Origin of the sequence: Enterococcus florum (assembly GCF_004309355.1) — a bacterium.
Taxonomy (GTDB): Bacteria; Bacillota; Bacilli; order Lactobacillales; family Enterococcaceae; genus Enterococcus_A; species Enterococcus_A florum.
Genome location: NZ_BJCC01000007.1, coordinates 25,323 through 38,746, shown reverse-complemented (window position 1 = coordinate 38,746; position 13,424 = coordinate 25,323). Strand labels below are relative to the sequence as shown.

Here is a 13,424-nt window from a genome sequence, read left to right as displayed (position 1 = left end):
ACGAGGTGAATAAGATGGCATCAGAACTTCCGATGACGAAAAAAATCGGTGTGATTTTTAAAGAAGGCAGTTCGCTGACAAAGGCTTCTTTTTTAATCATGGGTATTCGAAATTTAGCTAGTAAGCAGTTGGTTAAGGGAGCATTATTTTTAATTTCAGAAATAGCATTTATTCTTTTTATGGCAACCAAAGGAGTACAAGCGCTTCGGGGACTGATTACTCTAGGAACAAATACGCAAGGCTGGGAGTTTGATGAAAGCTTAGGATTTAAAGTTAGAGTGGCCGGGGATAATTCGATGCTGCTGCTGATCTTTGGTATATGTACAATTTTACTATGTTTCGGAATGTTTCTCGTTTGGCGAGCAAACGTAAAAAGTGCTGGGAAGATTGATTGGCTGAATCGTGAAAAGAAGCATATTCCTTCTTTTGTAGAAGAGGTTCATGATCTTTTGGATGGTCGCTTCCATTTGACACTATTAGCTATTCCGACAGCGAGTATTATCTTTTTCACCGTTTTGCCGCTGCTTTATATGATTTCAATTGCTTTTACTAGCTATGATCATAATCATTTACCGCCAAAAAACTTATTTGATTGGGTGGGTGTTTCCAATTTCGGCAATGTACTGAGTGGGAATATTTCTGGTACGTTTTTCCCATTACTGGGCTGGACATTGATCTGGGCAACTTTAGCGACCTTTACTTGCTTTTTTTTCGGTGTCGTTTTGGCCGTATTACTTAATGCTAAGGGAGTTGTTGGGAAAAAGGTACTGCGGACACTTTTTGTGATCACGATGGCGATTCCGCCATTTGTTTCTTTGTTAGTGATGAGGAACCTGCTGCATGCTTCTGGACCAGTCAATACACTGCTGCTGAATGCGGGATTGATTACCAGCCCAGTTCCTTTTTTAACAAATGGTTTATGGGCAAAGATGTCGATTATTTTCGTTAATATGTGGATCGGTATTCCGGCATCTATGTTGATTACGACAGGGGTAATTATTAATCTGCCAGAAGAACAGCTGGAGGCCGCGCGGATTGATGGGGCGAATTCCTTCCAAATTTTCCGCAATATTACCTTTCCACAAATATTGACGGTGATGGCGCCTACTTTGATTCAGCAATTCGTCGGTAACATCAATAATTTCAATGTTATCTATTTACTAACAGGCGGGTTGCCTTCCAATAGTAATTATTATGGCGCGGGCGAAACAGACCTGCTGGTAACTTGGTTGTATAAGTTGACTGTCGATAATGCGGATTATAACTTGGCCTCTGTTATCGGAATCATCACCTTCGTACTGAGTGCCGGTCTGTCACTGATCGTCTACACAAGAACCAGTTCCTATAAAGAAGGGCGGAATGCTTAATGAAAAAGAAAATTAATCTTCCGATCAATATTGTCTTGCTGCTATTAGTCATTGTCTGGATTTTTCCAATCTTTTGGTTGATATTGACGGCGTTTCGCGGGGAGCCGGGGCAGTTTGTTTCTTATATTTTTCCGAAAGAATATACCTTAGAGAATTTTAAATACTTATTTAGAAACAATCCTGATTTTCCTTTTTTGAAATGGGTGCAGAACACACTGATTGTTTCGATTGCTTCTTGCATACTAAGTACCTTTATCACCGTTTCCATGGCGTATGTCATGAGTCGTCTACGGTTCAAATTTAAGAACAACTATTTAAAAATTGCCTTAGTTTTGAATATGTTTCCGGCATTTATGAGCATGATTGCCGTTTACTATATTTTAAAAGCGATTAATATGACACAAACTCTGACGGGACTTGTCTTGATTTATTCTTCAACAGCGGCGTTGACCTTTTATATCGCTAAAGGCTTTTTTGATACCATTCCGCTTTCGTTAGATGAATCAGCGATGATCGATGGTGCCACGAAGGCTCAGATCTTTACGAAGATTACTTTGCCGATGTCAAAACCGATCATCGTCTACACCTCATTAATGGCGTTTATGACACCTTGGATGGATTTTATTTTTGCCAGAGTGATCATGGGCGATCGCGTCGATAAGTATACGGTTGCGATCGGTCTGTTCTCTATGATCAATAAAGAGACCGCGCAGCAGCTTTACACGAAGTTTGCAGCAGGTGCATTGATCATCGCAGTTCCCATCACCATCTTATTTATCTATTTACAAAAATACTATGTCGAAGGGATAACCGGCGGCTCAGTTAAAGGATAGTGACTATGACAATTAAGAATCAAGCAATGCTTATTACTTATGCGGATTCTTTAGGTAAGAATCTAAAAGAATTGAATGAAGTATTAGAAACCTATTTAAAAGATGTGATTGGCGGACTTCATATCCTGCCTTTCTATCCTTCAAGTGGTGATCGCGGTTTTGCGCCAATGAACTATCAAAAGGTCGATCCTGTGTTTGGTACGTGGGAGGATATCCGAACGCTGTCAGAAAAGTATTATTTTATGACCGATTTCATGATTAATCATCTTTCGCAAGCTTCAGATGAGTTTCAAGATTTCTTATTGAAGCATGACGACTCTCAATGGAAGGATTTGTTCATTCGTTACAAGGAATTTTGGCCTGACGGTGAGCCGACAGAAGCGGAAGTGGATTTGATCTACAAACGAAAACCTCGCGCCCCATACTTTGCGGCCCATTTTGCAGACGGGTCAACCGAAAAAGTCTGGTGTACCTTTGATGAGCAGCAGATTGATTTAGATGTGACGACGGAAACGACGAAACAATTTATCAAAGAAAATCTCAGCTTTCTCGTCGAACAAGGTGCGGACATCATCCGCCTGGATGCCTTTGCGTATGCCAATAAAAAGCGCGGGACGAATTGCTTCTTTGTAGAACCAGAGATATGGGAAACGTTGGAGGAATCTGCGGAGATCGTTCGCAGCAAAGGAGCAGAGGTCTTGCCGGAAATCCACGAGCATTACACGATTCAGGAAAAAATCGCCGATCACGGCTACTATGTGTACGATTTTGCTTTGCCGATGCTGGTTCTTTATAGCTTATATTCAGGAAAAGCAGATCGGCTGGTTCATTGGATGACGATTTGTCCGAGAAATCAGTTCACAACACTAGATACCCATGATGGAATCGGTGTGGTTGATGTAAAAGACCTGATGACAGATGAAGAAATCGAGTTTACGCGAGAAAAACTGTACGAGCAAGGGGCGAATACGAAGAAAATCTATTCCTCCGAAGCCTATAACAATTTAGACATCTATCAAATCAACTCAACCTATTATTCCGCGTTAGGGGATGATGATGAAGCTTATTTGCTGGCGAGAGTATTGCAATGCTTCGCGCCGGGTATTCCGCAAATTTATTACGTTGGATTACTGGCTGGTAAGAATGATATTGAACTATTGGAGCAGACAAAAGAAGGTCGAAATATCAATCGACACTACTACGAGTTGGATGAGATCAAAGAGGAAATTCAACGCCCTGTCGTACAAAAGCTGTTCAATTTATTGAAGTTTCGCAATACTTGTGACGCCTTTAGCGGGGATTTTCAGATTGAAAAGTTAGAGGATCAGGCGTTGAAAATTGTTTGGGATGCTGGATACAGTAAAGCCATACTTGTGGTGAATCTAGCCAAAAAAGAGTTTTCAATTGTAGAAGAGAAGGATGGATCAGAAGAAACGATCCAATTTTAGTTAGGAGAAAAACAAGTGAAAAATGAGTGGTGGAAAGAATCTGTCGTATATCAAATCTATCCAAAAAGCTTTCAGGACAGTAATGGCGATGGAATTGGAGATTTAAAGGGAATTCAAGAACGATTGCCTTATCTGAGTGAACTAGGGGTCGATGTTATTTGGCTTTCGCCGATCTATCGTTCACCAATGGTGGATGGAGGATATGACATTTCGGACTATCAAGCAATCGATCCCATGTTTGGCACGATGGAGGATATGGATGATTTGATCCAAGAGGCAGATAAATATGGCATCAAGATTTTAATGGATTTTGTAGCCAATCATACTTCTGATCAGCATCGCTGGTTTCAAGAAGCATTGAAAAACCCTGAGAGCAAGTATCGCGACTATTACATTTTTAAAGAAGGTTCTGATGGAAAAGCCCCAAACAACTGGCGCAGCTATTTTGGTGATTCTGCTTGGACAGCCGTTCCAAATGAAGAAAATATGTTTTACCTGCATGCCTTCGCGCCAGAACAACCAGACTTAAATTGGGAAAATCCAGCAGTCAGAGAAGAAATGATCGACATGCTAAATTGGTGGCTGGATAAAGGTTTAGGCGGCTTCCGGATTGATGCGATTTTGAATTTGAAAAAAAGCTTTGAGTATGGACAGTTTGAACCAGATGGCGAGGATGGCTTGGCCTGGATCGGTCGTTGGATCTTAGACCAGCCGGGAATCGAGCTTTGGTTGAAGGAACTGGATGATAAAGCTTTCAGAAAACATAATTGCTTAACGGTGGCTGAAGCGGATGTATCGATGGAGAGACTGGAGGAATACATTGGTAAAGAGGGTGTTTTCCGAATGGTCTTTGACTTTACTTACACAGATATTGATGTACCGCAGACTGGTGAATGGTTCAAGCAATCAGGCTGGACGGTAAAGGATTTAAAAGAGGCGATCTTTACAGATGAGCTAGAAACACAGGAAATCGGTTGGGGAGCAAAATATCTGGAAAATCACGATCAGCCGCGCAGCATCAATAAATATATCCCGAAAGAAGCTATCTCTGATCGCAGCAAAAAAATGTTGGCGACCCTGTTTATGATGCTTCATGGCACACCATTTATTTATCAAGGCCAAGAATTAGGGATGGAAAATACCTTGATGGATTCAATGGAGGATTATGATGATATCGCGACACACGATCAATACCAACGCGCACTATTATCGGGAATGAGCGAAGAGGAAGCCTTCAATCACATGTTCCAACGCAGCAGAGACAACTCTCGAACACCGATGCAATGGTCGGATGAGAAGAATGCTGGTTTTTCTGAGGCAGAAGAAACCTGGATGAAGGTAAATCCCAATCATCTAACGCTTAACGCAAAAGAAGAAGGACAAAACCCTGCTTCCGTGTTGAACTATTATCGTCAACTGATCGATCTACGGAGAAATAGTGCATATAAAGAAGTTGTTGTCTATGGCGAGTTTCAACCAATCGAATCTGAAGAAACATTGATTGCCTATAAACGTGTACTCGACACGAAAGAATTACTTGTTTTGAATAATTTTTCCAATAAAGAGACAACGTTCGATCTGCCAAACGAGGATGAAAAAATCTTATTAGCAAATTGTGAGGTACCCGTGATTGAGGGAACGATCAAACTGGCTCCCTATGCCAGCGTCGTATTAGCAAATGGTTGAACTAAATAACTGAGAATAAGCTAGAAAAGTGAGGATGGAATTAATGAAGACACTTTCCATGCAGCATATATTTAAAAAGTATGACAATGCCGACAACTACACGGTGACCGATTTCAATCTAGAAATCAAAGAAAAGGAATTCATCGTATTCGTAGGTCCTTCCGGTTGCGGGAAATCGACAACGTTAAGAATGGTGGCTGGTTTAGAGGATATTACGGAGGGGACATTAAAGATTGGCGATAAAATCGTTAACGATGTCGCACCGAAGGATCGAGACATCGCAATGGTCTTCCAAAATTACGCGCTATATCCGCATATGACCGTATTCGATAATATGGCCTTTGGTTTGAAGCTGAGAAAATACTCTACAGAGGACATTAATAAGCGAGTCACTGAGGCCGCAGAGATTTTAGGATTAACGGAGTACTTAGAAAGAAAACCAGCGGCTTTGTCTGGCGGGCAAAGGCAGCGTGTTGCTCTTGGACGAGCGATCGTCAGAGATGCGCAGGTGTTCTTGATGGACGAGCCGCTGTCGAACTTAGATGCAAAACTGCGTGTCTCCATGCGGGCGGAAATCGCAAAATTACACCAGCGTTTAGAGACCACCACCATTTACGTAACCCACGATCAGACCGAGGCAATGACCATGGCGGATCGGATCGTCATTATGAAGGACGGTCTGATCCAGCAAATTGGGACACCTAAAGAGGTCTACGATCTTCCGGCAAATGTTTTTGTCGCCAGCTTTATCGGCTCGCCTGCGATGAACTTCTTTTCGGTTACATTGAAAAACGGTTATATCACTAATGGCAGCCAAATCCGACTGAAAGTGCCAGAAGGTGAAAATAAGGTGCTAGTGGCGAAAGGGTATGAAGGTAAAGAATTACTTTTTGGTATTCGTCCAGAGGATATCCGCAGCGAACAGATCGTATTGGATACCGTTGTCGAGAGCACGATCCATGCGACGATCGTCGTATCTGAACTCTTGGGTGCAGAGACGTTGTTATATAGTAAAATAGGTGATACAGAGTTTATTTCGAAAGTAAACGCACGTGATTTTCATCGTCCTGGCGAAACAGTTCCTTTAGCTTTGGACATTTCAAAAGGACACTTTTTTGATAAAGAAACAGAAGTGCGGATTCACTGCAAGTAATCGCACCAATTTTCTCTGAAAGTAAAGGAGACAATGCATGAATTCCTATGTAGAAATTCCCAATTTCAAAAATGAATTGATGTTTCGAACATTTATGAATGATGGAATGACGATTGCATACCCTCATTTTCATAAAGAAATTGAAATTATCTATTGCCTTAAAGGAAGCGTCAATATCGGTATCGATGACCGGTTAATGGCATTAGATGAGGGGGAAATCATTATTTTTTCCAGTGGCCAGCCCCACAGCTTTTTGTCATCGCCTGACAGTGAACGGTTTGTTTATCAATTTGATCTGCAGGTTTTCGACGAGACCATCAATCAAGAAGACCTTTCCTTGCGTGAACTGTTCGAGACTCGTGAACTGCATAGTCGTTACTGGACAAAGGAATTGAAGCAGCTCATCCAAACGATTTTGTTGGAATTATATGATACTTATTCCAGTAATGCCCAAGGGAAGAATTTTTCAGTTCTAGGAAGGCTCTATCAATTGATTGCATCTTTTTATCAATGGCTGCCGGAGAAAAACAACCTGTGTCCGGTTGAGCATACAAGGATTCGCTACAAAGATACACTGGAATACGTGAACACTGTCTTTGAGTATATTAAATGCCATTACAATGAACTGATTACGTTGGAAGAAATTGCTAAGCATACGGGCTTCAGTCCCTATTATTTTACCCGCTTTTTCAAGAAGAACACGGGGAAAACCTTTGTACAGTTTTTAAATGAATACCGAATCAGTCAGGCGAAATTTATTTTGCTTAACGAGAAGGTGCCGGTATCTGAGGTAGCGGATCGTTCGGGTTTTTCCAATATCAAGACGTTTCATCATGTGTTTAAAAAGATTGTAGGATGTTCCCCTATGCAATATCAAAAACAATTTGATTATGTAGAGTGCTGAGTTGGTCTGTAGACTGACTCAGTTTTTTTGTTCACAAAGCCCACTTACGAGAAGGGCAATATCTGAGACATTTTACGAAGGATTCGGGAAGAAAAGTTCTTGCTCATTTTCTACAATGTAGAAAAGTAAAGGGTTTTGAAAGGAAGGAATCAAATGGAAAAATTAAAAATGGGTATTATCGGCTGTGGTGGAATTGCGACCGCAAAGCACCTGCCAGCATTGGCTCAAATCGATGAGGTCGAAGTAATCGCTTTTTGCGACATCGTGGAAGAAAGAGCAGTAGAAGCAAGGAAAGAGTTCGGTGCGGACTACGCAAAGGTCTTCGCCGACTATTCAGAGATGCTGCAGGAAGAATTGGACATCGTACATGTTTGTACACCAAATATCTCCCATGCGGAGATTAGCATCGCGGCTTTGGAAGCGGACTGTCACGTAATGTGCGAAAAACCGATGGCAAAGACTTACGAAGAAGGTAAAGCAATGGTCGCGGCTGCCAAGCGCACAGGAAAAAAACTAACGATCGGCTATCAAAATCGCTTCAGAACAGACGCCCATTATTTACACAAAATTTGCCAAGAAGATGCGTTGGGCGACATTTATTTCGCGAAAGCACATGCGATTCGTCGACGCGCGGTGCCGACATGGGGTGTCTTTCTGGATGAGGAAGCTCAAGGCGGAGGACCTCTAATCGATATCGGGACCCACGCATTGGATCTAACCCTTTGGATGATGGACAATTACAAACCGAAATACGTAACAGGAAAAGCCTATCATCAATTGTCAGCAACAAAAAATGCTGCGAATGCATGGGGTTCTTGGAATCCGGAAGCCTTCAAAGTAGAGGACTCAGCCTTTGGTTTCATTACGATGGAAAATGGCGCAACAATCTTTTTAGAGTCCAGCTGGGCATTGAACAGTTTAGACACGAAGGAAGCGAAAACGACCTTATGCGGCTCAAAAGGCGGAGCGGATATGAATGACGGACTGACGATCAACGGGGAAGATCATAGTTTATTGTATGAAAAAAAGATCGAGCTTGAAACTGGCGGGGTTGATTTTTATGATGGCGAAGGTGAATCGCCGGCGCTGTTGGAAGCAAAATCATGGGTTCGTTCGATCATCGAAGACACGGAGCCAGTGGTCCGACCCGAAGAAGCCTTGGTGGTCACTCAAATTTTAGAAGCGATTTACCGATCGTCAAAAACAGGTGAACCGGTCTTTTTAAATCAATCGTCTGAGAAGGAGTGAATAAAATGATTCAAGTAACTGTATGGAATGAATTTCGCCATGAAAAAAAGAACGAAGACGTACGAAAGCTTTATCCAGAAGGCATTCACGGTGCGATTGCCGAATTTTTAAAAGGCGCTGATTTTAGCGTAAAAACCGCTACTCTTGATGAAGAAGAGCATGGTTTAACCGAGGAAGTAGTAGCGAAGACCGATGTGCTGATCTGGTGGGGACATATCGCACATGAAGAAGTTTCTGATGAGATCGTTGCCCGTGTCCATCAACGGGTGTTGGAAGGGATGGGGTTGATCGTTTTACATTCTGGTCATTTTTCTAAAATCTTCAAAAAGTTGATGGGCACCAGTTGTGACTTGAAATGGCGAGAAGATGGCAAGCATTGTCGAATCTGGAACGTGAATCCTAGTCATCCAATTGTCGAAGGGATTGGCGAGCGGATTGAGCTGGAGCAGGAAGAGATGTACGGGGAACATTTTGACATTCCGACACCAGATGAGCTGATCTTTGTCAGCTGGTATCCTGGCGGCGAGGTTTTCCGCAGTGGCTGTACGTTTTCAAGAGGAAATGGAAAAATCTTCTATTTTCAACCAGGCCATGAAACCTACGGCAGCTACTACAATGAAAAAGTTCAAAAAGTCATCTGCAATGCAGTAAATTGGGTCGCGCCAAAGGACCATTTGTATCCAACTTATGGGCATTTTGAGGCATTGGAGAAGGAGGAGAAACAATGAAGCTAGGTGTATTTACGCCATTGTTCAATAATTTGAGTTTTGAGGAAATGATCGCTGCGGCGGCTGATAAAGGGCTTGAAGCCGTCGAAATCGGTACTGGCGGTTATCCAGGCTCGGCCCATTTAGCCGTCGATGAGTTATTAGAAAGCAGCGACATTCGAAAGGAATATTTAGCCAAGCTGGCTGATAAAGGGTTAAGCATTTCGGCGTTGAGTTGTCATAACAACCCGATTTCACCATTGCCGAGCGTCTCTAGTGAAGCAGATACATTGTTAAGAAAAACCATCAAGCTGGCTAGCTTAATGAACGTTCCAGTTGTAAATGGCTTCTCCGGTGTAAGCGGCGGAAACGAGACAGATACCCAAGTCAACTGGCCGGTACTGCCTTGGCCGACCGAGTACAACGATAACTATTCTTACCAATGGGAACGGAAATTAATTCCTTATTGGAAGGAAATTAATCAGCTTTCAAAGAGTGCCGGAATAAAAATCGGACTCGAATTACATGGCGGCTTCTTATGCCATACGCCTCACACCATGCTGCGATTAAGGGAAGAAACAGGAAAAGCTATTGGCTGTAATTTAGACCCGAGTCATCTTTGGTGGCAAGGCATTGATCCAGTCGCAGCAATCAAGATTCTAGGTGCGAGCGATGCGATCCACCATTTCCATGCTAAAGATATTTATCTGGATCAAGACAATATTAATATGTACGGCTTGACGGACATGCAGCCCTATAGTGATGTGAAGACGCGAGCTTGGACATTTCGCTCGGTGGGCTGCGGTCATGAACTTAATGTTTGGTCAGATATCATCTCAACCTTGCGAATTTATGGGTACGATCATGTGCTCAGTATTGAACATGAAGATCCATTGATGTCCATTGATGAAGGACTATCAAGGGCAGTAGCGAATTTAAAGACATTAATGATCAAAGAACAGCCTACTGATATGTGGTGGGCTTAGGGTGTCAGGAATACGAAATAGGGGGAAAGAAATGAAACCAATTAATTTTGCAGTTATAGGTTATGGCGGGATGGGCAGTTATCACGTGCATACAATCATGGCAAAAGAACCTGAGAAAATCAGAGTGATCGGAACCTACGATATCTCTGAAATTCGACAATCAATCTCTGCTGACGATGGCTATTATTGTTATGAAAGCTTTGAAGAGGTATTAGCAGACACAACTATCGAAGCAGTACTGATTGCAACACCAAATGATACTCATAAAGAACTATCAATCCAGGCGATGAAAGCAGGAAAGCATGTTGTATGTGAAAAACCTGTAGCAATGAACACTAAAGAGTTCGATGAGATTTTATCAGTTTCTCAAAAAACTGGGATGCACTTCATGGTTCATCAAAATCGCCGATGGGATCCTGATTTCTTAATCGTCCAAGAACTGTATCGTAATAAGCAAATAGGAGAAATTTTCCAAATTGAATCCCGCGTTCAGGGTGCCAACGGGATTCCCGGTGATTGGCGCCATTTGAAGAAGCACGGCGGCGGGATGATGTTAGATTGGGGCGTCCATCTATTTGATCAGCTGCTCTATCTGACAGGAAGCCCAATCAAAAAAATTGACGCTGATTTGAGCGATATTCTTGGAGATGAAGTGGATGATGGCTTTCATTGCTTTATTATCTTTGAAAATGGACTGCGGGCAATCGTAGAAGTTGGAACAACCAACTATTCGAAGCTGCCACGCTGGTATGTTAAAGGGACAGAAGGCACGGCTAAAATCGATGATTGGGACTTATCTGGTGAAATGATCGTTGCAACAAAAGAGGAGAATTTATCTTCTCCAACACCGATTCAAGCAGGTGTCGGTTTGACAAAAACGATGGCACCACCATCAGAAGAGGCAACTCAAAAATTGCCATTCCCTGAGGTTCCGAGAAATCCGTCGTTTTATCATAATTTTTTTGAGGTCATTCGTTACGATGCTGAACCATTTGTAAAGAATGAAGAGGTGCGTTGTGTAATGGTACTATTGGATCAGATATTGAGTGATGGGAGAATAGCAGAGAAAGAACGGGTTCTGACAATTGTTTAGGCTGAATTAAGGAATGCAATTAGCAAAATTTTTTGGCAGCAACGCAAATTTAGAAAATCATTTTATTTTATTTTTTGAGTACAGAAAAATTTTCTGTAGTTGGTTTTCTAATGGTTTTTCGACAAAACAAAAAATCTGTTAGCAGACTTTGAGGTCAACGAACAGATCATTTTTGAGAAAGTCTTAGTAGAAATTTCTTTTTGCTAACACGTTGATTAATCGTTAAAACATTGTTAAATAAACATTTTAAACGTGCCAGGAGGGATTCGAACCCGCGACCGCTCGCTTAGAAGGCGAGTGCTCTATCCAGCTGAGCTACTGGCACAATAGTCGTTTCGCAACAATAGCTATTATAGAAAACCTGTCCTCAAAAGTCAATCCCAAAACAGTTATTTTATTTTATCGAAGAGATATTCACGGATTGAGAAAATCGTTTGCGGATTTTCCCTTCCGTGAAGTGCATCTCTTTGGCATGTTCATTGTAAGGCAAATGACCGCTATTCGTCTTTCGTAATCAGAGCTACGCCATCCCCTAAAGGCAAGAGGCTGGAGGTCAGATCGGGCGCTTTGGTAACGGCTTCTAAAAACTCATTTAGCTTGCGATAGATCGAACGGTTTTTTCTAGGCGTTTCTTCGATCGGATGAAAGAGGGTTCCGGCTTGGAAAATGTCGTCTACCATCAATACGCCGCCTGGATTCAATAAACGCAGACACTCTGGCAAAAATGTAATGTATTTGGCTTTGGCACTGTCCATAAAAATAAAATCATAAGGGCCGGTCAACTCCTTTAGCAGATCGGCTGCATCTCCCTCCAGCAGGTCGATCTGATCTGTCAGCTCTAAAGTCTCAAAGGTTTTCTTGGCTTTTTCGATCATGACAGGGAAGCGGTCGATCGTGGTGATATGAGCGGCCTCTCCCAATGTTTCGGCCATTAAACTGGCAGAAAAGCCGATCGCTGTACCGATCTCTAAGACTTTTTTCGGTTTGAGCTGTTTTAATAAAAATTGCAAAAAGACGACCGTCTCATGAGGGATGACCGGCACGCCAGCTTCGTGTGCTTGGTCTTCTAGTTCCTTTAATTTTCCTGTCAATGGCTTTTGTTCATTGCGCATATAATCCAATACGTCTTGGTTGACGATCGGGCGATGCATCATTTCGTTTCGCATGATAAACCTCTTTTCTTCTATAATAAAGGACCTAAGTGTTTCCAGTCCTCAATGATCGTTTCCGACAGGCTGCGATTATAAAAGATCGCTGCAGGGTGGTACAAAGGATAGATCTGGTACTGCTTTTCCGACCATTGGTAGTTGTCCTGAGCGGCATTTAGTTCTAAGACCGATCCATGGTAAAGCTGACCATGGCTGTGGGTGATCTGGTGCTGATTGCCTAAAAGACGCTGCAATCCGATGTTGCCCAAGGTAGCGATGAGCGGTGGCTGTATCTGCCGAAGCTCGTAATCTACGATCGGTGCATGAGCAAAAATCTCTTTTTTAGTCGGTGTTCGATTGGGTCGCACGATTTCTTCTTGCTGCGTTCGTTTATTGATGCGCTGGACCACTTTGAATGGACGGCTGCGAACGGCGCTGGTGATATAGGTGTTTTCTCGAGAGAGACCGACAGAGTTCATCAACTTGATCAGTTCTTTGCCAGCTGCACCGCTGAAAGGGATGTGATTCTCCACTTCGTTTCTTCCGGGTGCCTCACCTAAAAGCATTAATTTTGGGCGATTTGGACCTTGACCTGCGACAAAGCCTTCCAATGGCATACCGGCAGATCGTCTTTTTACTGCTTCGACTAACTCATCGGGATACTTCATCAATGTCACCTCGCTTTTCTATAGTAAGGAATAACCCTGCCTGCCGTCAACAATTAATCATTGACTTGATCTTCTTTTTTTAGTAAACTATGAATGTTGTAATTGTGGACCCCACAGCTACAACCGCACAGACCAAGTTTATAAGTACGCAAGTCACTTGTGATGGCGAGTCTAAGTATAAAA

The 13,424-nt window shown here is 42.5% G+C and carries 12 protein-coding genes, 1 tRNA gene and 1 other annotated feature; of the genes, 10 read left to right on the top strand and 3 right to left on the bottom strand.

Going from position 1 to position 13,424, the window contains the following annotated elements; translation table 11 throughout:
- Positions 1–14: 14 nt before the first annotated feature.
- From NRIC_RS03700 to NRIC_RS03655, 10 genes are all read left to right on the top strand, one after another.
- A complete protein-coding gene (locus NRIC_RS03700) occupies positions 15–1,367 on the top strand; it encodes a carbohydrate ABC transporter permease (RefSeq protein ID WP_227873729.1) in 1,353 nt (450 codons plus the stop codon).
- Positions 1,367–2,200: a sugar ABC transporter permease gene (locus NRIC_RS03695; RefSeq protein WP_146621358.1), complete on the top strand. Its 834-nt coding sequence runs from the start codon at positions 1,367–1,369 to the stop codon at positions 2,198–2,200. The genes NRIC_RS03700 and NRIC_RS03695 overlap by 1 nt, the downstream gene beginning before the upstream one ends.
- 5 nt (positions 2,201–2,205) lie before the next feature.
- Positions 2,206–3,648: a sucrose phosphorylase gene (gene gtfA, locus NRIC_RS03690; RefSeq protein WP_146621357.1), complete on the top strand. Its 1,443-nt coding sequence runs from the start codon at positions 2,206–2,208 to the stop codon at positions 3,646–3,648.
- A gap of 15 nt (positions 3,649–3,663) precedes the next feature.
- Positions 3,664–5,334, top strand: coding sequence for a glycoside hydrolase family 13 protein (locus NRIC_RS03685; protein ID WP_146621356.1), 1,671 nt, complete (start codon positions 3,664–3,666; stop codon positions 5,332–5,334).
- A gap of 43 nt (positions 5,335–5,377) precedes the next feature.
- Positions 5,378–6,487 (top strand): ABC transporter ATP-binding protein, encoded by a 1,110-nt coding sequence (locus NRIC_RS03680; protein ID WP_146621355.1) that lies wholly within the window; start codon positions 5,378–5,380, stop codon positions 6,485–6,487.
- A gap of 37 nt (positions 6,488–6,524) precedes the next feature.
- Positions 6,525–7,391 carry an AraC family transcriptional regulator gene (locus NRIC_RS03675; protein ID WP_146621354.1) on the top strand — a complete coding sequence of 289 codons (867 nt, stop codon included), beginning with the start codon at positions 6,525–6,527 and terminating at the stop codon, positions 7,389–7,391.
- Positions 7,392–7,544: 153 nt separating this feature from the next.
- Positions 7,545–8,639, top strand: coding sequence for a Gfo/Idh/MocA family protein (locus tag NRIC_RS03670; RefSeq protein WP_146621353.1), 1,095 nt, complete (start codon positions 7,545–7,547; stop codon positions 8,637–8,639).
- Between the two features lie 5 nt (positions 8,640–8,644).
- On the top strand, positions 8,645–9,367 hold the full coding sequence (locus tag NRIC_RS03665; RefSeq protein WP_146621352.1) for a ThuA domain-containing protein: 723 nt from the start codon (positions 8,645–8,647) through the stop codon (positions 9,365–9,367).
- On the top strand, positions 9,364–10,332 hold the full coding sequence (locus NRIC_RS03660) for a sugar phosphate isomerase/epimerase family protein (protein ID WP_146621351.1): 969 nt from the start codon (positions 9,364–9,366) through the stop codon (positions 10,330–10,332). The genes NRIC_RS03665 and NRIC_RS03660 overlap by 4 nt, the downstream gene beginning before the upstream one ends.
- Positions 10,333–10,363: 31 nt before the next feature.
- Positions 10,364–11,425 carry a Gfo/Idh/MocA family protein gene (locus tag NRIC_RS03655; protein WP_146621350.1) on the top strand — a complete coding sequence of 354 codons (1,062 nt, stop codon included), beginning with the start codon at positions 10,364–10,366 and terminating at the stop codon, positions 11,423–11,425.
- A 251-nt stretch (positions 11,426–11,676) separates the two neighbouring features.
- On the opposite strand, the gene NRIC_RS03650 is transcribed toward NRIC_RS03655, so the two are convergent.
- The 3 genes from NRIC_RS03650 to NRIC_RS03640 form a co-directional block, all read right to left on the bottom strand.
- A tRNA-Arg gene (locus NRIC_RS03650) sits at positions 11,677–11,750 on the bottom strand.
- 172 nt (positions 11,751–11,922) lie between these two features.
- Positions 11,923–12,591: an O-methyltransferase gene (locus NRIC_RS03645; RefSeq protein ID WP_146621349.1), complete on the bottom strand. Its 669-nt coding sequence runs from the start codon at positions 12,589–12,591 to the stop codon at positions 11,923–11,925.
- A gap of 17 nt (positions 12,592–12,608) precedes the next feature.
- Positions 12,609–13,241: a uracil-DNA glycosylase gene (locus tag NRIC_RS03640; RefSeq protein WP_146621348.1), complete on the bottom strand. Its 633-nt coding sequence runs from the start codon at positions 13,239–13,241 to the stop codon at positions 12,609–12,611.
- 111 nt (positions 13,242–13,352) lie between these two features.
- Positions 13,353–13,424, top strand: a sequence feature (ribosomal protein L21 leader region).

Excerpts from the sequence above, each read along its gene's own strand:
- NRIC_RS03700 (WP_227873729.1), top strand. The coding sequence starts at position 15 with ATGGCATCAGAACTTCCGATGACGAAAAAAATCGGTGTGATTTTTAAA.
- NRIC_RS03695 (WP_146621358.1), top strand. The coding sequence starts at position 1,367 with ATGAAAAAGAAAATTAATCTTCCGATCAATATTGTCTTGCTGCTATTA.
- gtfA (WP_146621357.1), top strand. The coding sequence starts at position 2,206 with ATGACAATTAAGAATCAAGCAATGCTTATTACTTATGCGGATTCTTTA.
- NRIC_RS03680 (WP_146621355.1), top strand. The coding sequence starts at position 5,378 with ATGAAGACACTTTCCATGCAGCATATATTTAAAAAGTATGACAATGCC.
- NRIC_RS03675 (WP_146621354.1), top strand. The coding sequence starts at position 6,525 with ATGAATTCCTATGTAGAAATTCCCAATTTCAAAAATGAATTGATGTTT.
- NRIC_RS03670 (WP_146621353.1), top strand. The coding sequence starts at position 7,545 with ATGGAAAAATTAAAAATGGGTATTATCGGCTGTGGTGGAATTGCGACC.
- NRIC_RS03665 (WP_146621352.1), top strand. The coding sequence starts at position 8,645 with ATGATTCAAGTAACTGTATGGAATGAATTTCGCCATGAAAAAAAGAAC.
- NRIC_RS03660 (WP_146621351.1), top strand. The coding sequence starts at position 9,364 with ATGAAGCTAGGTGTATTTACGCCATTGTTCAATAATTTGAGTTTTGAG.
- NRIC_RS03655 (WP_146621350.1), top strand. The coding sequence starts at position 10,364 with ATGAAACCAATTAATTTTGCAGTTATAGGTTATGGCGGGATGGGCAGT.
- NRIC_RS03645 (WP_146621349.1), bottom strand. The coding sequence starts at position 12,591 with ATGCGAAACGAAATGATGCATCGCCCGATCGTCAACCAAGACGTATTG.
- NRIC_RS03640 (WP_146621348.1), bottom strand. The coding sequence starts at position 13,241 with ATGAAGTATCCCGATGAGTTAGTCGAAGCAGTAAAAAGACGATCTGCC.